This is a genomic window from Pseudomonas sp. PDNC002, from assembly GCF_016919445.1.
Taxonomy (GTDB): domain Bacteria; phylum Pseudomonadota; class Gammaproteobacteria; order Pseudomonadales; family Pseudomonadaceae; genus Pseudomonas.
On the sequence record NZ_CP070356.1, the window covers coordinates 5,135,251 to 5,160,746 of the forward strand.

The 25,496-nt window shown below is 65.1% G+C and carries 23 protein-coding genes and 1 pseudogene; 13 read left to right on the plus strand and 11 right to left on the minus strand.

What is annotated here, in order from left to right:
* The first annotated feature begins 12 nt into the window (after positions 1-12).
* Entirely contained in the window at positions 13-1,080 is a 1,068-nt protein-coding gene (locus JVX91_RS23065) for an HlyD family secretion protein (protein WP_205336427.1), read from the plus strand.
* On the plus strand, positions 1,077-2,519 hold the full coding sequence (locus JVX91_RS23070; protein WP_205336428.1) for an efflux transporter outer membrane subunit: 1,443 nt from the start codon (positions 1,077-1,079) through the stop codon (positions 2,517-2,519). Before JVX91_RS23065 ends, JVX91_RS23070 begins: the two co-directional genes overlap by 4 nt.
* A 61-nt stretch (positions 2,520-2,580) precedes the next feature.
* Here JVX91_RS23070 and JVX91_RS23075 read toward each other — a convergent pair whose 3' ends face one another.
* On the minus strand, positions 2,581-3,357 hold the full coding sequence (locus JVX91_RS23075) for a GntR family transcriptional regulator (protein WP_037017034.1): 777 nt from the start codon (positions 3,355-3,357) through the stop codon (positions 2,581-2,583).
* A gap of 396 nt (positions 3,358-3,753) precedes the next feature.
* Here JVX91_RS23075 and JVX91_RS23080 point away from each other — a divergent pair.
* Positions 3,754-5,101: pseudogene (locus JVX91_RS23080) on the plus strand (NCS2 family permease).
* 105 nt (positions 5,102-5,206) lie between these two features.
* Here JVX91_RS23080 and JVX91_RS23085 read toward each other — a convergent pair.
* Both JVX91_RS23085 and uraH read right to left on the minus strand, forming a co-directional pair.
* A complete protein-coding gene (locus tag JVX91_RS23085; RefSeq protein ID WP_205336429.1) occupies positions 5,207-7,003 on the minus strand; it encodes an ATP-binding protein in 1,797 nt (598 codons plus the stop codon).
* A 148-nt stretch (positions 7,004-7,151) separates the two neighbouring features.
* Positions 7,152-7,505 (minus strand): hydroxyisourate hydrolase, encoded by a 354-nt coding sequence (gene uraH / locus JVX91_RS23090; RefSeq protein ID WP_205336430.1) that lies wholly within the window; start codon positions 7,503-7,505, stop codon positions 7,152-7,154.
* A gap of 412 nt (positions 7,506-7,917) precedes the next feature.
* Here uraH and puuE point away from each other — a divergent pair, with 412 nt between their 5' ends.
* From puuE to JVX91_RS23115, 5 genes are all read left to right on the plus strand, one after another.
* Positions 7,918-8,853 carry an allantoinase PuuE gene (gene puuE / locus JVX91_RS23095; RefSeq protein WP_205336431.1) on the plus strand — a complete coding sequence of 312 codons (936 nt, stop codon included), beginning with the start codon at positions 7,918-7,920 and terminating at the stop codon, positions 8,851-8,853.
* Positions 8,850-9,365 carry a 2-oxo-4-hydroxy-4-carboxy-5-ureidoimidazoline decarboxylase gene (gene uraD / locus JVX91_RS23100; RefSeq protein ID WP_054910388.1) on the plus strand — a complete coding sequence of 172 codons (516 nt, stop codon included), beginning with the start codon at positions 8,850-8,852 and terminating at the stop codon, positions 9,363-9,365. Before puuE ends, uraD begins: the two co-directional genes overlap by 4 nt.
* 68 nt (positions 9,366-9,433) lie before the next feature.
* The gene (locus tag JVX91_RS23105) at positions 9,434-9,940 is read left to right on the plus strand and encodes an ureidoglycolate lyase (RefSeq protein WP_205336432.1); all 507 of its coding nucleotides are present in this window, start codon (positions 9,434-9,436) and stop codon (positions 9,938-9,940) included.
* A 53-nt stretch (positions 9,941-9,993) separates the two neighbouring features.
* Complete coding sequence (locus tag JVX91_RS23110; RefSeq protein WP_205336433.1) at positions 9,994-11,331, plus strand: urate hydroxylase PuuD; 1,338 nt, start codon at positions 9,994-9,996, stop codon at positions 11,329-11,331.
* Positions 11,332-11,781: 450 nt separating this feature from the next.
* Positions 11,782-13,128: a nucleobase:cation symporter-2 family protein gene (locus tag JVX91_RS23115; protein WP_054910386.1), complete on the plus strand. Its 1,347-nt coding sequence runs from the start codon at positions 11,782-11,784 to the stop codon at positions 13,126-13,128.
* A gap of 90 nt (positions 13,129-13,218) precedes the next feature.
* Here JVX91_RS23115 and JVX91_RS23120 read toward each other — a convergent pair whose 3' ends face one another.
* The 3 genes from JVX91_RS23120 to JVX91_RS23130 form a co-directional block, all read right to left on the minus strand.
* Positions 13,219-14,778, minus strand: a complete 1,560-nt coding sequence (locus JVX91_RS23120) for a methyl-accepting chemotaxis protein (protein ID WP_205336434.1) — start codon at positions 14,776-14,778, stop codon at positions 13,219-13,221.
* A gap of 149 nt (positions 14,779-14,927) precedes the next feature.
* Positions 14,928-15,266 carry a hypothetical protein gene (locus JVX91_RS23125; RefSeq protein ID WP_205336435.1) on the minus strand — a complete coding sequence of 113 codons (339 nt, stop codon included), beginning with the start codon at positions 15,264-15,266 and terminating at the stop codon, positions 14,928-14,930.
* A gap of 73 nt (positions 15,267-15,339) precedes the next feature.
* Positions 15,340-16,581: an O-antigen ligase family protein gene (locus tag JVX91_RS23130; RefSeq protein ID WP_205336436.1), complete on the minus strand. Its 1,242-nt coding sequence runs from the start codon at positions 16,579-16,581 to the stop codon at positions 15,340-15,342.
* Positions 16,582-16,790: 209 nt separating this feature from the next.
* Here JVX91_RS23130 and dusA point away from each other — a divergent pair, with 209 nt between their 5' ends.
* Both dusA and tal read left to right on the plus strand, forming a co-directional pair.
* Positions 16,791-17,783, plus strand: a complete 993-nt coding sequence (gene dusA, locus JVX91_RS23135) for a tRNA dihydrouridine(20/20a) synthase DusA (RefSeq protein ID WP_205336437.1) — start codon at positions 16,791-16,793, stop codon at positions 17,781-17,783.
* A gap of 62 nt (positions 17,784-17,845) precedes the next feature.
* Entirely contained in the window at positions 17,846-18,766 is a 921-nt protein-coding gene (gene tal, locus JVX91_RS23140; protein WP_205336438.1) for a transaldolase, read from the plus strand.
* Between the two features lie 76 nt (positions 18,767-18,842).
* On the opposite strand, the gene rssC is transcribed toward tal, so the two are convergent.
* The 4 genes from rssC to JVX91_RS23160 all read right to left on the minus strand — a co-directional run bounded on the left by rssC (position 18,843) and on the right by JVX91_RS23160 (position 22,279).
* Entirely contained in the window at positions 18,843-19,325 is a 483-nt protein-coding gene (gene rssC, locus JVX91_RS23145) for an anti-sigma factor antagonist RssC (protein ID WP_205336439.1), read from the minus strand.
* Positions 19,322-20,506 carry a two-component system response regulator RssB gene (gene rssB, locus JVX91_RS23150; RefSeq protein ID WP_205336440.1) on the minus strand — a complete coding sequence of 395 codons (1,185 nt, stop codon included), beginning with the start codon at positions 20,504-20,506 and terminating at the stop codon, positions 19,322-19,324. Before rssB ends, rssC begins: the two co-directional genes overlap by 4 nt.
* Positions 20,507-20,688: 182 nt before the next feature.
* Positions 20,689-21,393, minus strand: a complete 705-nt coding sequence (locus tag JVX91_RS23155) for a VacJ family lipoprotein (protein WP_205336441.1) — start codon at positions 21,391-21,393, stop codon at positions 20,689-20,691.
* A 169-nt stretch (positions 21,394-21,562) separates the two neighbouring features.
* Entirely contained in the window at positions 21,563-22,279 is a 717-nt protein-coding gene (locus JVX91_RS23160; RefSeq protein ID WP_205336442.1) for a UTRA domain-containing protein, read from the minus strand.
* A 111-nt stretch (positions 22,280-22,390) separates the two neighbouring features.
* Between JVX91_RS23160 and JVX91_RS23165 the strand changes: the two genes are divergently transcribed.
* From JVX91_RS23165 to JVX91_RS23175, 3 genes are all read left to right on the plus strand, one after another.
* Positions 22,391-23,134, plus strand: coding sequence for an HAD family phosphatase (locus JVX91_RS23165; RefSeq protein WP_205336443.1), 744 nt, complete (start codon positions 22,391-22,393; stop codon positions 23,132-23,134).
* Positions 23,131-23,712 carry a phosphonate degradation HD-domain oxygenase gene (locus tag JVX91_RS23170; RefSeq protein WP_205336444.1) on the plus strand — a complete coding sequence of 194 codons (582 nt, stop codon included), beginning with the start codon at positions 23,131-23,133 and terminating at the stop codon, positions 23,710-23,712. The genes JVX91_RS23165 and JVX91_RS23170 overlap by 4 nt, the downstream gene beginning before the upstream one ends.
* 77 nt (positions 23,713-23,789) lie before the next feature.
* Positions 23,790-24,053, plus strand: coding sequence for a DUF4404 family protein (locus tag JVX91_RS23175; RefSeq protein ID WP_205336445.1), 264 nt, complete (start codon positions 23,790-23,792; stop codon positions 24,051-24,053).
* A gap of 82 nt (positions 24,054-24,135) precedes the next feature.
* On the opposite strand, the gene queF is transcribed toward JVX91_RS23175, so the two are convergent.
* A complete protein-coding gene (queF, locus tag JVX91_RS23180; protein WP_205336446.1) occupies positions 24,136-24,966 on the minus strand; it encodes an NADPH-dependent 7-cyano-7-deazaguanine reductase QueF in 831 nt (276 codons plus the stop codon).
* Between the last annotated feature and the right edge of the window lie 530 nt (positions 24,967-25,496).

A 25,496-nucleotide genomic window follows, 5' to 3' on the forward strand; every position in this document is an offset into this window, starting at 1 on the left:
AAAGGTCTGCCCATGTCGAAACTCAGCTCCCGTCGCGGCAGTCTGGCCCTGGTTGCCGTGCTGCTGCTCGCCCTTGTCGTTTATCTGCTGCTGCGCCTGCTCGGCCCGAGCCGTGAGCAGAGCACCGACGACGCCTACATCCATGCCGACTTCACCCTGGTGGCGCCGAAAGTCGCCGGGTTCATCGAGGAAGTGCTGGTGGAAGACAACCAGTCGGTGAAGGCCGGTCAGGTCCTGGCGCGCATCGACGCCCGCGACTACCGCGCCGCGCTGGCCGCCGCCGAAGCCGATATTCTGGCCGCCGAGGCACGTCATCACCACGTCGCCGCTGACCTCGAACGCCAGCAGGCAGTGATCGCCCAGACCGCCGCCCAGGTGCAGGCCGACCAGGCCGCACTGACCTTCGCCTCGCAGGAACTCAACCGCTATCAGCACCTCGCCACTCAGGGCGCCGGCACCTTGCAGAACGCCCAGCAGGCGCGCTCGCACGTCGACTCGGCGAAGGCCGTGCTGGACAAGAACAAGGCCGCAGCCCTCGCCGCTCGCAAGCAGCTCGACGTGCTACTGGCGCAGCAGGCCGAAGCTCTCGGCGCGCTGAAGCGTGGGCAGGCGCAGTTGCAGCAGGCGCAACTCAACCTGTCGTACACCGAGATCCGTGCGCCCTTCGACGGCATGGTCGGCCGCCGCGCCGTGCGCGTCGGCGCCTACACCACGCCGGGCAATGCGCTGCTGGCGGTTGTTCCGCTGCAGGATGCCTACGTGGTCGGCAACTTCCAGGAAACCCAGCTCACCGACGTGCAGCCCGGCCAGATGGTCGAGATCAGCATCGACACCTTCCCCGGCGAGAAACTGCGCGGCCACGTCGACAGCATCGCCCCGGCCACCGGCCTGAGCTTCGCGCCCATCGCCCCGGACAACGCCACCGGCAACTTCACCAAGATCGTCCAGCGCATCCCGGTGAAGATCGTCCTCGACGCCGACCAGCCGCTGCGCGACAAGCTGCGCGTGGGCATGTCGGTGATTGCGCGGATCGACACCGGCAAGCACGCGCCGGATGAGCAGAAGGTGGCCGTGCAATGAATGCCGCTCGTACGCCGCTGTTTCTCGCCCTGCTCGCGCTCGGTGCCTGCAGCGTCGGTCCGGACTTCCAGCGCCCCAACGACGCCGATTCGGTGAACTGGAGCGCCCAGCGCGGCGAAGCCCCGAGCCGCACACTCAACGCACCGCTGGAAGCGCAGTGGTGGACGCTGCTGGGCGACCCGCAGCTCAACGATCTGCAACGCCGCGTGGCGGATGCCAACCTCGACCTGCGCGAAGCCGATGCGCGCCTGCAGCAGAGCCGGGCGATCCGCCAGGCACTGGGCGGCGATGCCGTGCCCAATGTCGGCGCGGACCTGGGCTACCAGCGCAAGCGCAACAGCGAAGTCGGCCTGAGCGATCCGTCCGGCAAGGCGGGCAAGGACAACTTCAACCAGCTCGATGGCGGCTTCGACCTGTCCTGGGAGCTGGACTTCTGGGGCCGTGTGCGCCGCGAGCTGGAGGCCGCCGACGCCAACGTCCAGGCGACCGAGGAAGGCCGCCGCGACGTGCTGGTCTCGGTCCTCGCCGAAACCGCACGCAACTACCTGCAACTGCGCGCCGAGCAGGACCTGGAAGCGATCATCCGCGGCAACCTGGACATCGCCCAGCGCAGCCTGGAGCTGACCCGACTGCGCCGCGCCGACGGCGTCGCCACCGAACTGGACGTGGCCGAAGCGTTGACCCAGGTGGCCAGCATCGAAGCTCGCCTGCCCGACAGCCAGAAGCGCCAGGCGCGACTGATCAACGCCCTAAGCTACCTGCTCGGCGAAGCGCCCGGCGCTCTGCGAGCTGAACTCGCCCAGGCCAAGCCGGTGCCGCAGCCACCGCGCGGCGTGCCGGTCGGCCTGCCCTCTGAGCTGGCCCAGCGCCGCCCGGATATCCGCCGCGCCGAAGCCGCGCTGCACGCCGCCACCGCCAGCATTGGCGTGGCCAAGGCGGACTTCTACCCGCGCATCAGCCTCAATGGCAGCTTCGGCTTCCAGGCATTGCAGTTGTCCAACTTCGGCGACTGGAACAGCCGCACCTTTGGCATAGGCCCAAGCCTGTCGTTGCCGATCTTCGAGGGCGGTCGGCTGAAGGGCATGCTTGCCCTGCGCGAAGCACAGCAGCAGGAATCGGCCATCGCCTACCGGCGCACCGTGCTCAACGCCTGGCGCGAAGTGGACGATGCGCTCACCGACTACGCCGCCGACCAGCGCCGCCTGGCCAGCCTGGACAGCGCTGCCGAACATGGCCGCACCGCCCTGGCCAACGCCCGCGAGCAGTACAAGGCCGGCGCCGTGGACTTCCTCAACGTGCTCAGCGCACAACGTGAGCTGCTGGTCACCGAGGAGCAGCAGGTTCGCGGCCGCGAAGCCGTGGCGACCACGCTGGTGCTGCTTTACAAGTCTCTGGGCGGTGGCTGGCAGCAGGCCGAGGAAAGCGCCCAATCCCTGTAGGAGCGCCCCGTGCAGAAACGAAAAAGCCCCGCAGATGCGGGGCTTTTTTCTGGCTCGGCGATCAGGCCGCCGAGTCGGCGTCCGCCTTGCTGCGGCGCGGCTTCTTCTTGCCCGCCAGCAGGTGCGAGAACACCGCGTGCAGGTCGCCGGAGGCGCCGTCCACGTCCAGGTTCAGCTTGTCGTCGATGTGCGCCATGTGGTGCATCATCAGGGTCACGGCCTTTTCCTTGTCGCCCTTCTCGATGGCGTCGAGGATCTCGTTGTGCTCGTCGAACGAGCAGTGCGAGCGGCCGCCGCTTTCGTACTGGGCGATGATCAGCGAGGTCTGCGACACCAGGCTGCGCTGGAACACCACCAGCGGCGCGTTCTTCGCCATTTCGGCGAGCTTGAGGTGGAATTCGCCGGAGAGACGGATGCCGGCGCCACGGTCGCCACGGGCGAAGCTGGATTGCTCCTGCTTGACCATGTCGCGCAGCTCGGCCAGGGCGTCGCCGCTGGCGTTGTCCACGGCCAGTTCGGTGATCGCACGCTCGACGGTGCGGCGGGCGAATAGGATCTGCCGGGCTTCGTCGATGCTCGGGCTGGCCACCACGGCGCCACGGTTCGGACGCAGCAGGACGACCTGCTCGTGGGCCAGGCGCGACAGGGCGCGACGGATGATGGTGCGGCTGACGCCGAAGATTTCGCCGAGGGCTTCTTCGCTCAGCTTGGTGCCAGGCGCCAGGCGCTGCTCGAGGATGGCGTCGAAGATGTGCGCATAGACGATCTCGTCCTGAGTGCCGCTGCGGGCCTTGCCATTGCGCGGCTGCTTCCTGATCTGTTGCAACTGGTCGGTCATCGGAGTCGAACCCTGCTCAGCCGGTGCGAACCGGCACGAAATCCGTGGGGGGCTGAAGAGAATCTGGCCGCGGGCCAGGCATGGACGACAGTGTACACAAAGTGGCCACTATCGTGCAGCCGTCACGAACGACTCCCGATCGTCACCAATGCCGCGCCATGCGCGAGCCGCATCGATATCGCCCTGCGACCATTCCGCGCCTTTTCTTGTAAAAATCTTTCGTCCAGGCACTAAACATTATTTGAACTTTTTGTACACAACTGCATAATCGCGGCGTGACTTCCTGACCCAAAGGTCAACATTCACACCCTCACAACTCTTTCCGTTAGCGCAAGGGACGCAGGTGAACCAGCCGACGGCAAGGGACCAACAACAAGAGCGTTGAGGAGTACCGCTGTGGAAAGCACCAAACAAGAACAACAAGCCTTTGCATCCAGTCCCCCCCGCCTCCGGCCTGCTCGAACGCCTGTTCAAGCTCAGCCAGCACGGCACCACCGTGAAGACCGAACTCGCCGCGGGTCTCACGACCTTCATCACCATGGCGTACATCATCTTCGTCAACCCCAACATCATGGCCGACGCCGGCATCGACCACGGCGCCGCGTTCGTCGCGACTTGCCTTGCCGCGGCGCTCGGTTGCTTCCTGATGGGCCTGTACGCCAACTGGCCGGTGGGGCTGGCACCGGGCATGGGCCTCAATGCTTTCTTCACCTACACCGTGGTCAAGACCATGAACTACAGCTGGGAGATCGCGCTGGGCGCGGTGTTCATCTCCGGCATCATGTTCATGATCCTGACCTTCTCGCGCATCCGTGAATGGCTGCTCAACAGCATTCCGGTCAGCCTGCGCTTCGCCATGGGCGCGGGTGTCGGCCTATTCCTCGGGCTGATCGGCCTGAAGACCGCCGGCATCGTGGTCGCCAGCCCCGCCACCCTGGTTCACCTGGGTGACCTGACCAGCCCCGGCCCGCTGCTGGCCGCCATCTGCTTCCTGATGATCGCGGTGCTGGAATACCGCCGCGTGTTCGGCGGCATCCTGATCAGCATCCTCACCGTCACCGTGGCCGGCATCGCCCTGGGCATCGTCAAGTTCGGCGGCGTGTTCTCCATGCCGCCGAGCCTGGCGCCGACCTTCCTGGCGATGGATATCGCCGGCGCGTTCAACGTCACCATGATCAGTGTGATCCTGGCCTTCCTCTTCGTGCACATGTTCGACACCGCCGGCACCCTGATGGGCGTCGCGCAACGTGCGCACCTGGTACGCGAGGACGGTCGCATCGAGAACCTGTCCAAGGCGATGAAGGCTGACAGCACCTCCAGCGCCTTCGGCGCGGTGCTCGGCGTACCGCCGGTGACCAGCTACGTGGAGAGTGCCGCGGGCGTGGCCGCCGGTGGCCGCACCGGCCTGACCGCCGTGGTGGTTGGCGTGCTGTTCGTCGCGGCGATGTTCTTCGCCCCGCTGGCCGGCATGATCCCCGCCTACGCCACCGCTGGCGCGCTGATCTACGTCGCCATGCTGATGATGGGCGGCATGGCCCACATCGACTGGAACGAACACACCGAGACCATTCCGGCGATCGTCACCGTGATCATGATGCCGCTGACCTTCTCGGTCGCCGACGGCATCGCACTGGGCTTCGTCACCTACGTGGCCATGAAGGTCTTCACCGGCCGCCACAAGGACGTGACCATCAGCCTGTACGCGCTGTGTGCGATCTTCGTGGCCAAGTTCATCTTCCTGTAAGCCAGAAGCGGCATCCGCAATGTGAAAGGCCCCGGCGATTGCCGGGGCCTTCTCGTTGGCGGCTTACGACGGGGTATGAAGTCGAGGCACCTTCAGCCGCGCCACTCAGGATTCCGCGCCGGTGAAGGTCAGCTTGACGCTCACCTCGGTCCCGACACCTTGCTTGCTGCGCAGGCTCATCTCGCCATCCATCAGCGCCACCATGCTGCGGCACAGGGCCAGTCCGAGGCTGGTGCCGCCGGCGAGAATCCGGGCGCCGTCGACACTGCGGGCGAACGGTTCGAACAGCCGCACCTGCTCCTCGTCGGGGATGCCGATTCCGCTGTCGACCACATCGATCTGCACATCCACGATGCCCTCGCCCCGGCCTCGGGCCCGCAAGCGCACCAGGACACTGCCGTGGTCGGTGAACTTCACCGCATTGCTCAACAGATTGCCGATCAGTTGCCGCATGCGCAGGGAGTCCGCCCAGACCTCCGCCTTCAGCGCCAGGTCGAAATCGGTTTCCACTTTCAGCCCCTTGACGTGGGCACGTTCGCGCACCGCCGCGACCTGCTGCTCGATCAACTGCCGCAGATCCAGCGCCTCCAGGCGCAACTCCAGGCGCCCGGACTCGGCGCGGCTGAGCAGTTGCAGGTCGTCGAGCATGTTGAGCAGATTGCTGGCCACCGAATGCGCCACCTGCAGCGGCTCGCGGCGACGCTCGGGATCGGGCTGGTTCAGCGCCAGGTCGATCATCGCACCGATGTTCTGCAGCGGCCCCTGCAGCTCGGATGCCATGCCGGCGAGAAAGTGGCTCTTGTCGCGGTTCACCGTCTCGATACGCGCATTGGAACTGCGCAGGCTGCGCAGCAGGTCATCGCGGTCGGTGATGTCGACCGAACCGCAGATGGCACCGATCAGCCGTCCCTGCTCGTCACGATACGGCCGCCCCCAGTGGCGATAGACTTTGCGCCCCTTCGTCGTCGCAAGCTCGATGTCCTGCGAATACGGGTCACCCTGGCCGATGGACGCCACCATGTTCTGGCGCAGCAATTCCCCCTCCGCCGGATCGGCAAACATGTTGAGGTCGACGATGAACCGGCCGATCACGTCTTCCTCGGACAGCTCGAGTATCTTGAGCGCGGCCTGGTTGCAGAACAGGATGCGGCTGCTCAGGTCGCGAATCGTCATGGGATGCGGCAAGGCGTCGATCATCTTGCGCAACAGGCCGAGCTCGCGGGTCTGTTCCTCGTCGAAGGCAGGCGCGGCGACCGCCTCCTCTTCCTTGGCGCCGCCTTCGACCAGCCCGTGGCGACGCGCGATATCGATGAGTTCCACTAGCGATTTGGCGCGCAGCTTCTGCATCAGGCGCACCTTGTAGGTGCTCACCGTCTTGTCGCTGATGGCCAACTGGTCGGCAATCGCAATATTGCTCAGTCCGCGCGCAAGCAGTTGCAGGACGGTCAGCTCGCGCACCGAAAGCCCCTTCAGCAGCTCTCCATGCCCGGCCTCTTCCGCTGCGCTGACGCTGCCCAGCGCATGGCTGGGGAAGTAGCTGTGTCCCTGGGAGATGGCGCGAACCGCTTCGCGCACGGCCTGCGGGTTCTCCTGCTTGCTGACGAAACCGGACGCCCCGGCCGTCAGGCACCGGCCGGCGAAATACTCGGAGTCCTGGGAGGTCAGCACCAGCACTTTCACCGGGGATTCCTGGGCCACCAGCCGCTGCAGCACCTCCAGCCCGCCGAGCCGGGGAATCGACAGTTCGAGGATCATCAGGTCCGGCTTGCACACCCGCGCCTGCTGTAGCGCGTCGGGGCCGTTATCGGCCTCGCCGACCACTTCGTGCCGATCCGCCTCCATCATCAGGCGCAACGCGTGCCGGGTAACGGGTTGCTCGTCGACGATCAGGATTCTGCTCATGCGCTATCTCTGGGCGGATTGTTCCAATAGTTCTAGCCCAGCGCGGCGCAACGTGCCGCTCGAAGAAATTGCAAATAAAAAAAGCCCGCAGTGTGGGCGGGCTGAGGAAGACTCCACGAAGAGTCCGGGGGAAACCTACGGGCGGGGACTAGCTGCCGCGGTAGGTCGAATAACTGTAGGGAGAAATCAGCAGCGGCACGTGATAGTGATCGCTTTCCGAGGCGATGCCGAAGCGCAGCACGACCTGGTCGAGGAAGGCCGGCTGGGGCAGTTCGACACCACGGGCGCGGTAGTAGTCGCCGGCATTGAACAGCAGCTGGTAGACGCCGGCGCGGAAGTCATCGCCCTGCAGCAGCGGCTCGTCGCAGCGGCCATCGTCATTGGTCACGCGGGTGGCGATCAGCTCCAGCTGCTGGCCTTCGACGCGGTACAGCTCGATCTTGATGCCATGGCCGGGGCAGCCGTGGGCGGAATCCAGTACGTGAGTGGTCAAGCGTCCCATGGGCTTATCGGTGTCGTGCGGCGAAGCCAGCGGACACCTTCCTCCTCTAGCGGTGTTGATTCGAAATCGGCGGGCGTCGCAATGACAGCCGGCAGGTGTGTTTGTGCGAGACCGAATATAACCATCCGCCCCGACAATTGTATACAAAAAAGTGATCAACACCTTTAAAAGGCAGCCCGACCGATCCTCTGCACCATCGTGCCGCATGCCACTGAATACAGGCTGGAAGTGCACCACCATGCGGCATGGCGGGGATGCTGGGACCATCCCGGCGCGCCCATCGGATTGAAACGGGCGTTGCACGGATTGTATTTACAGACCGGCAAACATTTTGTATACAATGCACACATCAACGGCAGCGCCCGGTTCACCGACTCAGCGCCGACCGCCAACCACAAGAAGGAACACTGCAGTGAGCGCTGACTACCCACGCGACCTGATCGGTTACGGCAACAACATTCCCCACCCGCACTGGCCGAACGATGCGCGCATCGCCCTGTCCTTCGTCCTCAACTACGAGGAAGGTGGCGAGCGCAATATCCTCCACGGCGACGCCGAATCCGAAGCCTTCCTTTCCGAAATGGTCGCCGCCCAGCCGCTCAAGGGCGAGCGCAACATGTGCATGGAGTCGCTCTACGAGTACGGCAGCCGTGCCGGCGTATGGCGCCTGCTCAAGCTGTTCAAGAAGCATGACCTGCCGCTGACCGTGTTCGCCGTCGCCATGGCCGCCCAGCGCCACCCCGAGGCGATCCGCCAGATGGTCGCCGACGGCCACGAGATCTGCAGCCACGGTTACCGCTGGATCGACTACCAGTACATGGACGAGGCGCAGGAACGCGAACACATGTTCGAGGCCGTGCGCATCCTCACCGAGCTGACCGGCCAGCGCCCGCAAGGCTGGTACACCGGCCGCCTGGGCCCGAACACCCGCCGCATCGTCCGCGAGGACGGCAACTTCCTCTACGACTCAGACACCTACGACGACGACCTGCCCTACTGGGACCCGGCGAGCACCGCCGAGAAACCGCACCTGGTGATCCCCTACACCCTGGACACCAACGACATGCGCTTCACCCAGGTGCAGGGCTTCAACAAGGGCGACGATTTCTTCGAGTACCTCAAGGACGCCTTCGACGTGCTCTACGCCGAGGGTGCCGAGGGCGCGCCGAAGATGCTATCCATCGGCATGCACTGCCGCCTGCTGGGCCGTCCGGCGCGTATGGCCTCGCTGGAGCGTTTCATCCAGTACGTTAAAGGTCACGAGAAGGTGTGGATCGCACGCCGCGTCGACATCGCCAAGCACTGGCACGAGAACCACCCGTTCAAAGCGCAGGAGAACCAGGCATGAGCCGCTTCCAGACCCTGACCCCGGCCAGCCTCGACCGCGCGGCATTCGTCGCCGCCTTCGCCGACATCTACGAGCACTCCCCGTGGGTCGCCGAGAAGGCCTATGACCTGGGCGTCGACGACAGCCTGAACGACATCGAACTGCTGCAGCAGCGCATGGCCGACATCCTCCTGTCCGCCAGCCATGACGCGCAACTGGCGCTGATCAACGCGCACCCGGACCTCGCCGGCAAGGCCGCCGTGCGCGGCGAGCTGACCGCTTCCAGCACCGCCGAACAGGCCGGCGCCGGCATCCAGGACTGCACCGCCGAGGAGTTCGCCCGCTTCACCGAACTCAACGACGCCTACAAGGCCAAGTTCGGCTTCCCCTTCATCAAGGCGGTGAAGGGCAGCAACCGCCACCAGATCCTGGCCGCGTTTGAAGAGCGCATCCACAACACGCCGGAGCAGGAGTTCCAGACCGCCCTGGCGGAGATCAACAAGATCGCGATGTTCCGCCTGCAGCAACTCTGAGCCAGCGGACCTTCACTCCCCTTCCCCATGAAGGGGTCAATGCGAACAACGATATAAGAAGACCAGCCATGCGTACCCTGAAGATCGAGCCGTTGACCAAGGAAGCCTTCGCCCAGTTCGGTGATGTCATCGAAACCGAAGGCAGTGACTTCTTCATGATCAACAACGGCTCCACCCGCCGTTATCACAAGCTCGCCACCGTCGAAACGGCGCAGCCCGATGACAAGGCGATCATCAGCATCTTCAGCGCCGAATCACTGGAGATGCCCTTGCGCATCCGCATGCTGGAGCGTCATCCGCAGGGCAGCCAGGCGTTCATTCCGCTGCTCGGCAACCCATTTCTGATCGTGGTCGCGCCCCTTGGCGATGTACCTGTATCGGGCCTCGTCCGCGCTTTCCTGTCCAACGGCAAGCAGGGCGTCAATTACCACCGCGGCGTCTGGCACCACCCGGTGCTGACGATCGAAAAGCGGGATGACTTCCTGGTGGTCGATCGCAGCGGTTCTGGCAACAACTGCGACGAGCATTTCTTCACCGAGGACGAACAGCTCCTCCTCGACCCCCAAGCGAACTAATAAGAGAGGCCCGCCTGCCGCGACGGCGGCACCCGGGCAAGAGGTAAAAAACTGTGGAAGCACATCTCATCGAATGGCTGAACCTGCTGGTCCGCTGGGTCCACATGATTGTGGGCATTGCCTGGATCGGCGCTTCGTTCTACTTCGTCTGGCTGGAGAACAACCTCAACCGCGCCAATCCGCGCGAAGGGCTCTCCGGTGATCTCTGGGCGATCCATGGTGGCGGTATCTACCACCTGGAGAAGTACAAGCTCGCTCCGCCGAAAATGCCGGACAACCTGCACTGGTTCAAATGGGAGGCCTACTCCACCTGGATGTCGGGCGTCTGTCTGCTGACCATCGTGTTCTACCTGAACCCGACCCTGTACCTGATCGCACCGGGCAGCGACCTGGCTCCGGCCGCCGCCGTGGCCATCGGCATCGGCTCGCTGATCGCCGGCTGGTTCATCTACAGCACCCTGTGCGACTCGCCGCTGGGCAAGAAACCCGCGCTGCTCGGCGCCATCCTGTTCGGCCTGCTGGTCCTCGCCGCCTACCTGCTGAGCCAGGTGTTCAGCGGTCGCGGTGCCTACCTGCACGTGGGCGCCATCATCGGCACCATCATGGTGGGCAACGTGTTCCGCGTGATCATGCCGGCCCAGCGCGCACTGGTTAAGGCCATCGAAGAAGGCCGCGAGCCCGATCCGGTGCTGCCGGCCAAAGGCCTGCTGCGTTCGCGCCACAACAACTACTTCACCCTGCCGGTGCTGTTCATCATGATCAGCAACCACTTCCCGAGCACCTACGGCAGCCACTACAACTGGCTGATCCTGACCTGCATCGCGGCGCTGGCGGTGATCGTGCGTCACTACTTCAACACCCGCCACAACGGCAACGGCATGGCCTGGGCGCTGCCCGCCGGCGCCGTCGGCATGATCGCCCTGGCCTTCGTGACCGGCCCGAGCTGGCCGACCAGCGATGCTTCCTCCAGTACCGCGCAAGCTCAGAAGATCGAGTACCAGCCGCTGCCGGAAACCGCCGTCGGCGGCAAGACCCCGGCCGAGCGCGCCAAGGACGAGGACGCCGCCAAGGCCGCCGCAGCCCAGCAGGCTCAGGCCGCTCCGGCCCAGGCGTCCGCCGCCGGTTCGACCGAAGGCTTCGACAAGGTCCATCACGTTATCCAGGAACGCTGCGCCGTGTGCCACTCGGCCAAGCCGACCAGCAACCTGTTCAGCACCGCGCCGGCCGGCGTGATGTTCGACACCCCGCAGCAGATCCAGCAGCTCGCCCCGCGCATCCAGGCGCAGGCCGTGGCTTCGCAGGTCATGCCGCTGGGCAACATCACCCAGATGACCCCGGAAGAGCGCAAGCTCGTTGGAGACTGGATCTCCAAGGGTGCCCAGGTTAATTGAGCCTGCGGCACGGCCAGAAAAACCGCACCTTCGGGTGCGGTTTTTTTATGCCCACGCAAAACCCCCAGGTTGCTGCGGCAGGCGCCTCAACCGATCGCGGACAGGGTCCGCTCCTACGCAGATACCAAACCTTCGCGCAGGAGCGGACTCTGTCCGCGATTGCCATCCGCCTGCACCGTGCCCCTGAAACAAAAATGTAGTCCACTCGACCAATGGCTACAGAATTACCGAAGCCAGGAAACACACGGCCTAGAGGCCTGCAGCACCAGGGAGACAAAACGTGACCGGCGAGTTGTATACAAAAAACGATTGAACCCGATACACATCGAAGATATAAAGTCCCGCACCGCTTCACCCGCTCGGCCCCGGGGGTGAGATCGGCCAGTACTTCCCGGTTGTCGTGCCCGTCCGGCAACCAGCGACTGACAACAATAAAAACCGAGGTGTTGCATGTCCGTGGTAACTGAGCGCTCCCATACCGGCTCGCCCGTCGACCAGCGTTTGCCCTTGCTGCAGCTGCTGCTGGTCGGCTTCCAGCACGTTCTCCTGATGTATGGCGGCGCCGTCGCCGTCCCGCTGATCGTCGGCCAGGCCGCCGGTCTCTCCCGTGAAGAAATCGCCTTCCTGATCAACGCCGACCTGCTGGTCGCCGGCATCGCCACGCTGGTGCAATCGCTCGGCATCGGGCCGGTGGGCATCCGCATGCCAGTGATGATGGGCGCCAGCTTCGCTGCCGTCGGCAGCATGGTCGCCATGGCCGGGATGCCCGGCGTCGGCATGACCGGCATCTTCGGCGCGACCATCGCCGCCGGCTTCTTCGGCATGCTCATCGCGCCCTTCATGAGCCGCATCGTGCGCTTCTTCCCGCCGCTGGTGACCGGCACCGTGATCACCTCCATTGGCATGTGCCTGTTCCCGGTGGCGATCAACTGGGCCGGCGGCGGCAAGGCGGCGGCCAACTTCGGCGCCATCGAATACCTCGCCCTGTCCTCCTTCGTGCTGGCAGTGATCCTGCTGATCAACCGCTTCCTGAAGGGTTTCTGGGTCAACGTCTCGGTGCTGATCGGCATGCTGCTGGGCTACATCATCGGCGCCAGCATGGGCATGGTCAGCCTGGACGGCATCGAGCAGCGCCCATGGTTCGACATCGTCACGCCGCTGCATTTCGGTGCCCCGGAATTCCACCTGGCTCCGGTGCTTTCGATGTGCCTGGTGGTGGTGATCATCTTCGTCGAGTCCACCGGCATGTTCCTCGCCCTGGGCAAGATCACCGAGACCGAAATCTGCCCCAACCGCCTGCGCCGCGGCCTGCTGTGCGATGCCGGCGCGTCCTTCATCGCCGGCTTCATGAACACCTTCACCCACTCTTCGTTCGCCCAGAACATCGGCCTGGTGCAGATGACCGGCGTGCGCAGCCGCTACGTCACCGCCGCCGCCGCGCTGTTCCTGATCGCCCTGTCGCTACTGCCCAAGGCCGCCTTCCTGGTCGCTTCGATTCCGCCAGCCGTTCTGGGCGGCGCCGGCATCGCCATGTTCGGCATGGTCGCCGCCAGCGGCATCCGCATCCTCCATGAGGCGGACATCGTCGATCGCCGCAACCAGTTGCTGGTGGCAGTGAGCATCGGCATGGGAATGGTGCCGGTGGTGCGTCCGGACTTCTTCGCTGCGCTGCCGCAGTGGATGGAGCCGATCACCCACAGCGGCATCGCGATGACCGCGATCTGGGCCGTGGTGCTGAACATTCTCTTCAACATCCTCGGCGAGCAAGGCCGCGACGCCCTCTGCGGGCATCACTGAAACCCTTTCGCGGGCGCCTCCCGGACGCCCGCACCCAAGCCGCGTCCAACTCCTTCGCGGCTTTTTTTCGCCTGCAATCCGGAACCGGGATCAGGTTTCGGGACGGTAGCCCAGGCGCAGTCCGCCCCATTGCCGGCCACCGACGTAGATGGGTACCGAGAGATCGTGCATCAGCTCGCCGGTATCGCGGCAGTAGGTCTGCAACAGCATCCGCTGGTTGTGGCTGCCGCAACGCACGCCGGTACGGTCGTTGAACAGGCGCTTGCTGCGACTCTTGAGCATATCCACCTGCGGGTCGCCACTCGGCGGATGGCTGAACGCCTGGTTGTGCGTCGGCACGTAGCCTTCCGCGGTACAGGCAATGGCGAACACCAGCCCTTCATGGCGTTGCAGCAGGTCTTCCTGGATGCGCGGCAGCACTTCATCGGTGTAGCGATCGAAACGGGTACGGTACTTCTGCGGACGGGTGCCCGGCAGTGGCTGGTAATCACGGTCGAACAGGTCGTCGAAGCCGATCCGGCCGCTGTCGACGTCCGTCTCGAATCGCGCACCGATGGCCTGCGCACCGGCGCGGGCAAGGTCATAGACGCGCTGGTGATAGTCGTCCAGCGCCACCTCGGCCAGACGCTCGCTGATCATCTCAGCCTGGGTTTCCAGCTGGACCGCCGCGTCCGCCAGACGATGCGTCTGCTCGTCGCTGGCGCGCAGGTCGCCGCGCACCTGCTCCACGGCGGCGAACAGGCTGTCCAACTGGTTGCGGTTGATCTCCGCGCCTTCGGCGATCTCGGTGATCTGGGTTTCGACAGTGGCGGCCAGGCCGGCGATGTCCTGCAGTTGTCGGCCGGTACTTTCGACCTGGTTGACGCCCTGCCCCAGGTCATCGGTGAGCTGGCGGATCTGCTCCACCACCTCGCCGGTCTGGCGCTGGATGTCCTCGATCATCTGCCCGACCTCATCGGTGGCCTCGGCGGTACGCCCGGCCAGCCCGCGGACTTCCTCGGCAACCACGGCAAAACCGCGGCCATGCTCCCCTGCCCGTGCCGCCTCGATGGCGGCATTGAGCGCCAGCAGGTTGGTCTGGCTGGCGATGGACTGGATCACCTGGGTTACCCGCTGGATGTCCTCGCTGCGCGCATTCAATGTCTCGATCAGCGCGCGGCTGGCACTGGCGCGCAGGCTGAGCTCATGCATGCAAGCGATGGCCGCCTGCAACTCGCCGCGACCGGCATCGCTGCCTGCACGGGCGAGCGTCGCCGCTTCCTTCGCCTGGCGCGCCAGGTTGGACGTCGCGCGCTCGGTATGGATCATCACCTCGGCGCTGCCGACGATCTGCTCGGCGGCCACTACCTGGGATTCCAGCTTCTCCACCAGCTGCTGTACCGAGTACGACACCCCGGCGGCGGACAGCGCGTTGCGACTGGTGCCCTGGGACAGCTCGCGGGTCAGCTCGGCGACGTCCGGCAGCACTGCCAGCGCTCCCGCAGGAGCCGCCTTTTCACGGATGAACCACGGCCCCCAGAGCAGCGCCGCGGCCAGTAGCAGGCACAGCGACAACGGCCAGCCGCCCAGCGCCTGGGCGATGAACAGCAGCACCAGGCCGCAAGTCTGCAGGGTAAGGATGAGGACGATACGCGGGCGCGCGATATCCATGGTGGCAGCTCTCTTCTACTGGGCTTCGACCGCGATGCGGCGCAGGCACGCCGCCGGGAAGCCTGATTATTCTTGTCAGAGCCATTAGGCCGCCTGCGGGTGCCGGCGGCTATCGTTCCTTAGTGGTAGACGAGGCGGTGCCTGGGTCGCTAGAGGCAGCTCCGCACGGCAGCCGTGATCGCATCATCGGGCACGGGAGAATCGCGGCGGTAGAGGGTCACGTCGCTACCCTTGTCCGTCGCGGTCACCTCCACCAGCGCCTGCGCCGAATCACCGGCGGCGGCCGGCATGATCAGGCGGTACCCCAGGCGAATTTCCCTGACCGCCGCGGACGGCCGGTAGGACTGCCAGCGCGGCAGCAGGCAGGCCATGTAGACCGAGGGCGATTGGGTGGATTGCAGACGCACTGCTGGCGCCTCCTCCTTCAGCTTGCCGGGCGACGAACACCCCGCCAGCGCGACACAGAGCAGCAGCACTCGCACCTTCATGAACGGACATCCCCATGGCATGAGCCGCTAAGATTAGCAGGCTGCCATTGGCCAAGGGGGCGCCGTCCCGGGCTCAGGCGGGCTGGGCCCCCAGGCCGGGCGCGCTGTGCGCCCGGCGCGGCGCGTGGTACTCGCCGGCAACCGCCGCCAGCGCCCCGGCCATGGGCACCCACAGCCACATCCAGACCACATTCGGCGCCGCCACGAAGAAGTGCATTTCCACCATGAACACCACCGAGGCCGCCGCGAGCACCGAGAACCACAAGGGTGCCAGGCTGGAGCGGCTGCGCCACAGGGACCACAGGCAGACGGCAAGCATGAGCAGCAGCGATGCCAGGCCGACGGCGCCGAACTGATACAGCACTTCCAGGTAGAGGCTGTGCGGGTTGTGCACCACTTCGCCGGTGCTGAGGGCGACATCGCCCAGCTCGGTATGGGCGCCATGGCCGAACCACCAGTGCTCGCCCACCCGTTCGATCACGGTGCGCCAGACCTCGTCGCGATGGGTCAGGCCGCGTGTGCCGAATTCATAGGCCAAACGCTTGTAGCCAACCATCAAGGCGACCAGTCCGCCCAGCGCCATCAGGCTCAGGAAGGCCTTGCGTACGCGCCCCTCGGCGCCCACCAGCACCAGCACGACGGCACCGATGAGCGCTGCCATCCAGGCCGCGCGGGAGAAGGTGAAGTAGATATAGGCGCCTTGCAGCGCGGCGCACGCCGACCATAGCGTCAGGCTCGGCCAGCGGCGACTGCGCAGGGCCAGCCAGAGTGCGACGATGAAGCTGAAGGCATAGTGCATGCCCGCTTCGATGGTGATTCCGAAATCGGCGACGCCAGGCACTCCGGAATCATGGATGTTCAGCGTCCGGTAGGCGAAGGAGAACTCCCCTAGCCATGCCTTGTGCAGCAGCGAGAACGCGGCGAAGCCGGCACCCGACAAGGCACCGATCCCCAGGACGATGCGCCAGGTACGACCGTCCGAACCGCCAAGGCCGATGGTCATCAGGCTGAACACCATGATCATCAGCAGTTGGCGCACCGAGCTGGAGGAATCCGCCGCCACGGCATTCACCACCAGGCCCAGCCAGAACACGCAGAACAGCACGAAGGTCAACGAAAACCAGCGCGCGCGCTCGCGGATCAGTGCCACTGATCCCACCAGCAGCGCGAGGCAGACCATGATACGCAACGTCTTTTCCCAATTGCCCGAGTCGGTGGGCCACCAGAAGCGCCCGACCAGCAGGCAGGCCAGCGTAATTCCCGCCAGCGCCAGCCCGGCAACCTTCAGAACCCGGGCAATTCGTTCGATCTGCATAACGCCTGCAACGCTCAATCAGAGAGACGCGGCACTATACACTCGACCAGCAATACCCCGAAACAATTGAGCCGACCGAACGCCTGACGGGCGCCAGGCGGCGTGCAGCGCCTTCCCGCTACGGGTAAACTGTCGCCCCTTCCTTATCAGCCAACTGCCCGATGCTCCGACTTCCGGGCGGCCATCCGCTTTCTCACGTTGACGACACCATGACCGACCAAGCCTTGCGCCCCGAGCCTTCCCGCCGTTTTTCCGTGGCGCCGATGATGGATTGGACTGATCGCCACTGCAGATTTTTCCTTCGCCAACTCTCCAGCCACGCCCTGCTCTATACGGAGATGGTGACCACTGGCGCCCTGCTGCACGGCGACGCCGCGCGCTTCCTGCGTCACGACGAATGCGAGCATCCCCTGGCGCTGCAACTGGGTGGCAGCGATCCGGCCGACCTGGCGGCGGCGGCAAAGCTGGCCGAGGACGCCGGCTACGACGAGGTGAACCTGAACGTCGGCTGCCCTAGCGACCGTGTGCAGAACAACATGATCGGCGCCTGCCTGATGGGCTATCCAGCGCTGGTGGCGGACTGCGTGAAAGCCATGCGCGACGCCGTATCGATCCCGGTCACGGTCAAGCACCGCATCGGCATCAACGGCCGCGACAGCTATGAAGAACTGTGCGACTTCGTCGGCCAGGTGCGCGACGCCGGCTGCCGCAGCTTCACCGTGCACGCGCGCATCGCCATCCTCGAAGGGCTTTCGCCCAAGGAGAACCGTGAAATCCCACCGCTGCGCTACGACATCGCGGCGCAGCTCAAGCGTGATTTCGCGGACCTGGAGATCATCCTCAATGGCGGCATCAAGACCCTGGAAGAATGCCGCGAGCACCTGCAGGTATTCGACGGCGTGATGCTCGGCCGCGAGGCATATCACAACCCTTATCTGCTGGCCCAGGTGGACGCTGCGCTGTACGGCTCCGACAACCCGCCGATCAGTCGCGCGGAGGCTCTGGTCCGCCTGCGCCCCTATATCGAGCGGCACATCGCCGAGGGTGGCGCGATGCACCACGTAACCCGCCATATCCTCGGTTTGGCCCAGGGATTCCCGGGCGCCCGCCGCTTCCGCCAGTTGCTCTCGGTGGATGTGCACAAGACCGCTGATCCCCTGGCCTTGCTCGATCAGGCGGGCGAACTTCTCGCCGGTCACTGAGTCCCGTTGAGCGGCGCATCGGCCTCGGGTAAGGTCGATGCACTCTCTACGGAAGACGCGCCATGACCTCCAAGCTGGAACAACTCAAGCAATACACCACGGTTGTCGCCGATACCGGCGATTTCGACGCCATTGCCCGCCTGAAGCCGGTGGATGCCACCACTAATCCGTCGTTGCTGCTGAAGGCCGCCGCCCTGCCCCGCTACGCCGAACACCTGGCTCGCGCCACCGAAGGCGCCCAGGGCGACGCAGGGCTCGCCTGCGACCGTTTCGCCGTCTCCGTGGGCAAGGACATTCTCGGCGTGATTCCTGGCCGTATCTCCACCGAAGTGGATGCGCGCCTGTCCTTCGATACCGAAGCGACCCTGCAACGCGCCCACCGACTGATCGACCTGTACGACCAGCACGGCATCGGCCGCGACCGCGTGCTGATCAAGATCGCCTCCACCTGGGAAGGCATCCGCGCCGCCGAGCAACTGGAGCGCGAAGGCATCCAGACCAACCTGACCCTGCTGTTCTCCTTCGCCCAGGCCGCCGCCTGCGCCGATGCCGGCGTATTCCTGATCTCACCCTTCGTCGGGCGCATCTACGACTGGTACAAGAAGGCCAACAACCGAGACTACATCGGCGCGGAAGATCCGGGCGTGCAGTCCGTCTCGCGCATCTACCGCTACTACAAGGCCAACGGCTACGAGACCGTGGTGATGGGCGCCAGCTTCCGCAACCTCGGCCAGATCGAGCAACTGGCTGGCTGCGACCGCCTGACCATCAGTCCCGACCTGCTGCAGCAACTGGCCGACGCCCAGGGCGAACTGCCACGCGCATTGCAGCCTGGCGGCGGCGAAGCGCGCCAGGTGCTGGATGAAAGCACCTTCCGCTGGCAGATGAACGAGGACGCCATGGGCACCGAGAAGCTGGCCGAAGGCATCCGCCTGTTCGCCCGTGACCAGGAGAAGCTGGAAGCGCTGCTCGCCGGCCGCTGATGCCGCGCAGGAAACTGCGGACGAGCAAATGCAAACCGGCGCCCCAGGGCGCCGGTTTGCATTTCAGCTCATCGAATCAGTGGCGCTCGAGAGCACTCACCAGATCGTGGAACGCCTCGCGGTTGGACTCGTTGAGACCCATCAGGATTCGGTGGGCTTCGAGCACCTTGCCGCGCACCACCTCCTCGGACTGGTCCTGAGGTGGCAGGTCGGTGAGGCATTCCGGGCACGGAATGGGGCGATCGACGATGTTGAACACCTGATCGAAGCCCATCGATTGCAGCAGGCGGGTGATGTCCTCGTTGGTGGTGACCAGCGTAGGCAACAGCCCGACCTTCTGCCGGGAGAGAATCGACAGCTTGGCCAGCAAGCCAAGCGTAGTGCTGTCGATGCTCTGGGTTTCCGTGAGATCGATGATGATCGCCGAGAAATTCAACGCGGCGAAGATTTTTTCAATGGTGGCATCCAGCGCCGAACACAGGGTCAGACGGACTTCGCCCACGAACTTCAGGACGAATGAGCCATCCTGCTCGGCGAACTGGATTTTACCGGTACTCATGCAAGGTTCCTGCTCAACACCAGCAAGGCAATATCATCCGGCATCTCGGACAACTTGGCCAGTCCGAAGACTTGGCGCAAACCATCCAGGGTTCCGTTGGCGGCGACGACCTGCTGCGGTAGCGCCGTCTCCTTTTCCTTCAGCGTAGCCCCCGGCAGGACATCGAGAATGCCGTCCGAGAACAGGGAAAGGCTGAAGGACTTGGGTAGATCGAGGACATGATCTTCGTAAGTCGCTTCGTCGAACAGCCCCACTGGCAGGCCACGGCCTTCCAGGTAGCGGGCTTCGCCGTCGACATAGAGTACCGGCAGCGGCAGGTGGCCACCGATGCTGTAGGTCAGGCGATCGGTGTCCAGGTCGATCACACCGCCAAGCATGGTCACGTGCTTGCCCAGCTTGCAGTTGATCAGGCCGCGGTTGATATGCCCGAGCACGTCCGACGGCCTGAATTCCGGCAGCGTATTGTTGCGCCGCGATTCATACAGCAGTCGCGTGGTCATGAACTTCAGCAGCACCGTCACGAAAGCGGACGAGGCGCCGTGGCCGGACACATCGGCCAGATAGAAGCCGATCCGCCGGGCGTCGACGCGGAAATAGTCGACGAAATCCCCGGAGAGATAGAGCGACGGAATGATCTGGTGGGAAAACGCCAGGCCATCGGACTCCCAGGGCGTCTCCGGGAGCATGTTCATCTGCACGTGGCGACCGGCGTTCTGGTCTTCCTGGAGCAGGTTGAGGCTGGCCTGCAGCTCACGGTTCGCGGTTTCCAGCTTCTCGCGGTAACGGCGGTTTTCCGAGCGCAGGTAAGCACGATCCAGCGCACGGCGGACCGAATGTTCGAGGACTGCGAGGTCTTCCAGCGGCTTGATCAGGTAGTCGGCGGCGCCCAGGCGCAGGGCCTCGACCGCATCGCTCATGACACCGGCGCCGGAAAGCACGATCACGGGGGTTTCCACCGCCATCTCGCTGACGCGACGGATCAGCTCGAGGCCGTCCATCTGCGGCATGCGCAGATCGCAGATCACCAGATCGGGAAGTTCGTGCTGGAAGACTTTCAGGCCTTCCAGGCCGTTGGTGGCCTGCGTGACCTTGAATCCGCTGTCTTCCAGGTAGGCGGCGAGGCTTTCGCGGACGACATCGTCGTCATCGATAATCAGCAGCGAGGCACTGGCTTTGTGCATGGGTCATCCAGGCAAACGGCGCCGGGGTTGTGGTTTGGCGCGCATTCTAGGGAACAGCAGCGCGGGTGGGTCGCGACAAGGCGCAGACACTACTCCCATCCGCCCGGCGGTTCAAGCGGGCGCCGCCCGCGACCAGGATCGGCGCGGGCTGGCGGAGAGAGGCAGGACTGTGCGGAGGCGGATCAGAAGTCGTCTTCGACGTCGCCGTCCTTGACCTTGAACTCGCGGTTCTGCAAGTAGGCATTGCGGATGAAGGTGTACTTGTCGCCGCTGATCAGCTTCTCGGACTTGAGCAGGTCGGCGCGAGTGTCGACCACGTCCACGCCACGCAGCGAGTTGCGCACGGCGACGTCATCGATGTACGGATATGGCCCGGTGTAGGAGTCCGGAATCAGCGACGGCGCATCGCGCAGGGTACTCGGGCCGAGCAGCGGCAGCATCACGTAGGGACCGCTGCCGACGCCGTAGTGGCCGAGGGTCTGGCCGAAGTCTTCGTCGTTGCGGCGCAGGCCCATGTGGGTGGCGACGTCGATGAATCCCGCCAGGCCGAAGGTGGTGTTGAACAGCAGGCGGCTGGTATCGACACCGGCGTTCTCGAATTTCAGCTGCAGCAGGTCGTTGACCAGGTTCTTCACGTCACCGATGTTGCCGAAAAAGTTGTGCACACCGTCTTGCACGACATTCGGGGTGACGTACTGGTAACCCTGGGCCAAGGGTTTCAGTGCGTAGGTGTCCAGGGTGTCGTTGAAGGTGAAGATCGGACGGTTGATGCTTTCCCAGGGGTCGTCTTCGCTGGCGGCCTGGGCCAGGAACGGGATCGTGGCAAGGCCGGCGGCGGCGAGCAGGCTGAAGCAGCGTTTCGTCCATTGGACGCCTAGTGGGCGCATCGGGAGTTCTCCAGTGAATGACTTTAGGGCCAGCCTGAGCGGACCGCTACGCGGGCGGATTATATAGGCCCGCGACGGATTTGGTGACCAGGAACACGCTCGACTGATTACGAAACTGGTCGTTCGCTCGAGGTTTTCGTCCCTGTTCAATTGAAAGCATAGTGCCACTTCAGTCCGGATAACGTGCGTCGATGACGATTTCCAGCGCATCGGAGCGCCAGAACTCCTGATCCCACTCCACCAGCCGTCCATCGCCGATGTAGCTGGACCGTTCGACGTAAAGCCCCGGCGAGCCCGGCGTGAGCTGGAGCGGGGTCGCCTGGACCTCCTCCAGCGCCGTGGAGTGCATGGCGAGCTCCGAGCGCGACAGGCTCAATCCCAGCCGTTCGCGCAGGACACGGGTGAGCGAAGTGTCCAGCGCATGGTCCAGCAATCCCGGGCACCAGCTCGCGTCCAGGGTGATTTCCTCCAGCATCACCGGCCGCTCGTCCACCCAGCGACGACGCAGGATGCGGAAAACCTCGGCGTCTTCATCCAGCCCCATGCGCCGCGCCAGCAGCGGCCCGGCGACACGGCATTCGGCGGCCAGCACTTCGGTGCGTGGCACGCGGCCCTGGGCCTGGACGTAATCCATGAAGCCGGTGGTGCGCGTCGGGTTGTAACGGATGCGCGGCGGCGAGACGAACCAGCCGCGGCGATTTTCGCGGTACAGCACCCCTTCTGTTTCAAGCTGTTGCAACGCCTCGCGCAGGGTCACGCGGGTGCAGCCGAAACGCTCCGCCAATTCACGCTCGGCGGGTAGGCGCTGGCTCAGGGAAGCGTTGGCAATGTCCCGCGCCAGCTGATCGCGGATGCGCAGGTAATGAGGCATGGGGTCGACCGGCATGCGGCAGTCTCCAGAAAAGGCGCGGCGATTATAACGGCATGGCGCGGGACTTCATCGGACCGTCACATTGGCCCGCTAGTCTGGCCTAGACCAATTATCAGAAAGCCCACCATGCCTGCGACCGCCGACCTTCCGCGCTTCACCACCCTGCTGTTCGGACTGTCGGGCGATCTGGTGGACTTCGGCGCAAGGACGCTGCCGGTAGCCCTGCAACGCACCTGCCCCGACTGTCCGCCGGAGCGCCTGAACGACGCCCTCGCCCTGCCCCCGCAGGACGCCCTGGAACTGGCCCTTGGCCGCTGCGCCGACGCCCAGGAGCGCAGCCGCTTCCAGTCCGCCCTGGACGATGCCGCCCAGGCCCACGCCGAAGCCACGCCCGGCGCACTCGGCGCCCTCCAGAGCCTGCACCAGAGCGGCGTACCCTGCGCCTGGCTGGATGAGCTGCCCAGCGCCACCACGCTGCATCTGGCCGCCGCCTTCGACGAGCACCTCGCCGCCGGCCTGCACATCGCCGGGCGCCAGTGGCCCGCCCCGGACTCCTGCTGGCAGGCGCTCATGCAACTCGACAGCCCGCATCTGGACGGCTGCGTACTGGTCAGTGGCCAGCCGCGCTTGCTCCAGGCGGGCCTGAATGCAGGCCTGTGGACCATCGGCCTGGCCGCCAGCGGCCCCCTGTGCGGACACGCACCGGGAGACTGGGACGCCCTGGGCAACCTCGACCGCGACCGCCTGCGCGCCCAGGCCACACTCGGCCTGTACCGTCTCGGCGTGCATTCGGTCATCGATCATCTGGGTGAGCTGGATTCCTGCCTGCAGGACATCGCCGGCCGCCGCCTCAAAGGAGAAAAACCATGAAGCACGAGCGCCATCGCTTCCTCGACGAGCTGGCCGAGCGCTTCGCCAGCCACGGCGCCGAGCCCTACGGCGAGGCCGTCAGCCAGGCCGAGCACGCGCTGCAGTGCGCCACCCTGGCCGAGCGCGCCGGCTGCTCCGACAGCCTGGTCATCGCCGCCCTGCTCCATGACATTGGCCACCTCTACGAGGACCCGGAACTGATCGAGGAGCAGGACCTGCGCCACGAGGAGTTCGGCGCCAGCCTGCTGCGCGAGTTGCTGCCTGAATCCGTCTGGCAGCCGATCCGCCTGCATGTGGCTGCCAAGCGCTACCTCTGCGCGATCGACCCGGCCTACCACGCCGGCCTGTCCTGGGCCTCGCGGCAGAGCCTGGCACTGCAGGGCGGGCCGTACGACGAACGCGGCGCCAGTGCCTTCCTCACAGCGCCCTTCTCCCAGGACGCGCTGACCCTGCGTCGCCTGGACGACCTGGGCAAGGACCCGGCCATGCGCACACCGGAGCTGGAGCACTTTTTCCCGCTGCTCGAACGGCTGCTGCGCGTTGACCGGCATCAGGCAAGGGTGCGCGCGGCGAGTTAAGCTCAATGCATGGCGATGGACCTTTTCCCTGCGCGGTGAGGTCCATCTTTGGGTACGTACCGCAGAAGGACACCACCATGCCGACACAACGCCTCCAGGAAGAACTCCAGGCCCTGCGCGAGCAACTGGAGCGCCAGCCGCCGCTGAACGAGGAAGAGCGCGCCTCGCTGCAGGCCCTGATCAAGGATATCGAGCTGCAACTGGCCAACGAAGAGGCGCTGGCCGACGAAACCCTGATGGACAACGTCAACCTGGCCGTGGAGCGCTTCGAGGCGAGCCATCCGACACTGGCCGGCACGCTCCGCTCCATCGTGCAGAGCCTGGCGAACATGGGTATCTGAACCGCGTTCACCCCCTCCAGATATCAAAAAACCCGGCCAAGGCCGGGTTTTTCGTATCCGCGTTTTACTGGCGCGCTGAGTTTTACTGGCGCACCAGGCGCCGATTGTCCGGCTGCACCGCCTCGCTGCTGCGGTACGGATTGATGTCCAGCCCGCCACGGCGCACGTAGCGCGCGTAGACAGTCAGGCGCGTCGGCTGTAGCAGGCGCTGCAGGTCGAGGAAGATGCGCTCGACGCACTGCTCGTGGAAGTCCTGGTGCTGACGGAACGAAACGACATAAGCCAGCAGGCTCGCGGCATCCAGCGCCGGACCGCTGTACTCGACCACCAGGGTGCCCCAGTCCGGCTGGCCGGTGACCGGGCAGTTGGATTTGAGCAGGTGGCTGTAGAGCACCTCGTCGACACGCTGGGTATCGTCGCAGCGCAGCAGTTCAGGGCGCGGGTGGTCGTAGCTCTCCACTGCAACGTCCAGATCGTCGACGCAAATGCCCTCGATGATCGCGACACCTTCGCTCGCCACCTCGTCCAGGCTGCGCACGCGCACGCCGACCGGCGCGCCAGCGGCGGCGGACAGGTCACGCTCCATCACCGCGCGTACGGCTTCGGCACTGTCGAAGGCGGTCTGGTTCAGCGAGTTGAGGTAGAGCTTGAAGGACTTCGACTCGATGATGTTCGGCGACTGCGCCGGAATGGCGAACTCGCCGATGGCCACCACCGGCTTGCCCGACGCGGTGAGCCAGGACAGCTCGTAGCAGTTCCACAGGTCCACGCCCTGGTACGGCAGGGTGTCCGCGGTCAGGCCCAGTTCCGCCCACTTGGTGGTGCGGGAGATCGGGAAGAGCAGCTCCGGCGCGTAGGTGGAGACGTATTCGCTGGATTTGCCCAGGGGCGAGTGTTCGGCGGGATGCTGCATGGGGAGGTCCTGCTGGATCGGCGATGCGGGTGGTGGCGCGAGGCGGCGAGTGTATACAAATCCGCCGGTCCTTTCAGCAGCCGGCGGACGAGCCGGGCGCCGCAAGTCTTCCCGTAGGAGCGGACTCCGTCCGCGATGGCTTCCGGCGCGATGCGGACATATCGCGGACAGAGTCCGCTCCCGCTAGATGCCTCTGCGCTTGGGTCGGCCCTCACCCTAACCCTCTCCCAGAGGGAGAGGGGACCGTTCGGTGCAGGATGAAACCTCAGCATCAGCCGGCACAGACGGCTCCCCCTCCCAACGGGAGAGGGCTGGGGAGAGGGGATCATTCGGTGCAGGATGAAACCTCGGCGTCAGCCGGCACGGACGGCTCCCTCTCCCTATGGGAGAGGGCTGGGGTGAGGGGATGCACTGGCACGGACTTCCCGGCGGAACACCGTTCGCTGTTCCCCAGAATGCGCCCCGCACAACCAAGGCGATCGCGGACGGAGTCCGCTCCCACGAGATGCCTCTGCGCCTGGGTCGGCCCT

Excerpts from the sequence above, each read along its gene's own strand:
- JVX91_RS23070 (WP_205336428.1), top strand. The coding sequence starts at position 1,077 with ATGAATGCCGCTCGTACGCCGCTGTTTCTCGCCCTGCTCGCGCTCGGT.
- tal (WP_205336438.1), top strand. The coding sequence starts at position 17,846 with ATGACCTCCAAGCTGGAACAACTCAAGCAATACACCACGGTTGTCGCC.
- JVX91_RS23165 (WP_205336443.1), top strand. The coding sequence starts at position 22,391 with ATGCCTGCGACCGCCGACCTTCCGCGCTTCACCACCCTGCTGTTCGGA.
- JVX91_RS23130 (WP_205336436.1), bottom strand. The coding sequence starts at position 16,581 with ATGCAGATCGAACGAATTGCCCGGGTTCTGAAGGTTGCCGGGCTGGCG.
- uraH (WP_205336430.1), bottom strand. The coding sequence starts at position 7,505 with ATGGGACGCTTGACCACTCACGTACTGGATTCCGCCCACGGCTGCCCC.
- JVX91_RS23085 (WP_205336429.1), bottom strand. The coding sequence starts at position 7,003 with ATGAGCAGAATCCTGATCGTCGACGAGCAACCCGTTACCCGGCACGCG.
- JVX91_RS23065 (WP_205336427.1), top strand. The coding sequence starts at position 13 with ATGTCGAAACTCAGCTCCCGTCGCGGCAGTCTGGCCCTGGTTGCCGTG.
- dusA (WP_205336437.1), top strand. The coding sequence starts at position 16,791 with ATGACCGACCAAGCCTTGCGCCCCGAGCCTTCCCGCCGTTTTTCCGTG.
- rssC (WP_205336439.1), bottom strand. The coding sequence starts at position 19,325 with ATGAGTACCGGTAAAATCCAGTTCGCCGAGCAGGATGGCTCATTCGTC.
- JVX91_RS23155 (WP_205336441.1), bottom strand. The coding sequence starts at position 21,393 with ATGCGCCCACTAGGCGTCCAATGGACGAAACGCTGCTTCAGCCTGCTC.
- JVX91_RS23075 (WP_037017034.1), bottom strand. The coding sequence starts at position 3,357 with ATGACCGACCAGTTGCAACAGATCAGGAAGCAGCCGCGCAATGGCAAG.
- rssB (WP_205336440.1), bottom strand. The coding sequence starts at position 20,506 with ATGCACAAAGCCAGTGCCTCGCTGCTGATTATCGATGACGACGATGTC.
- queF (WP_205336446.1), bottom strand. The coding sequence starts at position 24,966 with ATGCAGCATCCCGCCGAACACTCGCCCCTGGGCAAATCCAGCGAATAC.
- JVX91_RS23120 (WP_205336434.1), bottom strand. The coding sequence starts at position 14,778 with ATGGATATCGCGCGCCCGCGTATCGTCCTCATCCTTACCCTGCAGACT.
- JVX91_RS23115 (WP_054910386.1), top strand. The coding sequence starts at position 11,782 with ATGTCCGTGGTAACTGAGCGCTCCCATACCGGCTCGCCCGTCGACCAG.
- JVX91_RS23175 (WP_205336445.1), top strand. The coding sequence starts at position 23,790 with ATGCCGACACAACGCCTCCAGGAAGAACTCCAGGCCCTGCGCGAGCAA.
- JVX91_RS23105 (WP_205336432.1), top strand. The coding sequence starts at position 9,434 with ATGCGTACCCTGAAGATCGAGCCGTTGACCAAGGAAGCCTTCGCCCAG.
- uraD (WP_054910388.1), top strand. The coding sequence starts at position 8,850 with ATGAGCCGCTTCCAGACCCTGACCCCGGCCAGCCTCGACCGCGCGGCA.
- JVX91_RS23125 (WP_205336435.1), bottom strand. The coding sequence starts at position 15,266 with ATGAAGGTGCGAGTGCTGCTGCTCTGTGTCGCGCTGGCGGGGTGTTCG.
- JVX91_RS23170 (WP_205336444.1), top strand. The coding sequence starts at position 23,131 with ATGAAGCACGAGCGCCATCGCTTCCTCGACGAGCTGGCCGAGCGCTTC.
- JVX91_RS23160 (WP_205336442.1), bottom strand. The coding sequence starts at position 22,279 with ATGCCGGTCGACCCCATGCCTCATTACCTGCGCATCCGCGATCAGCTG.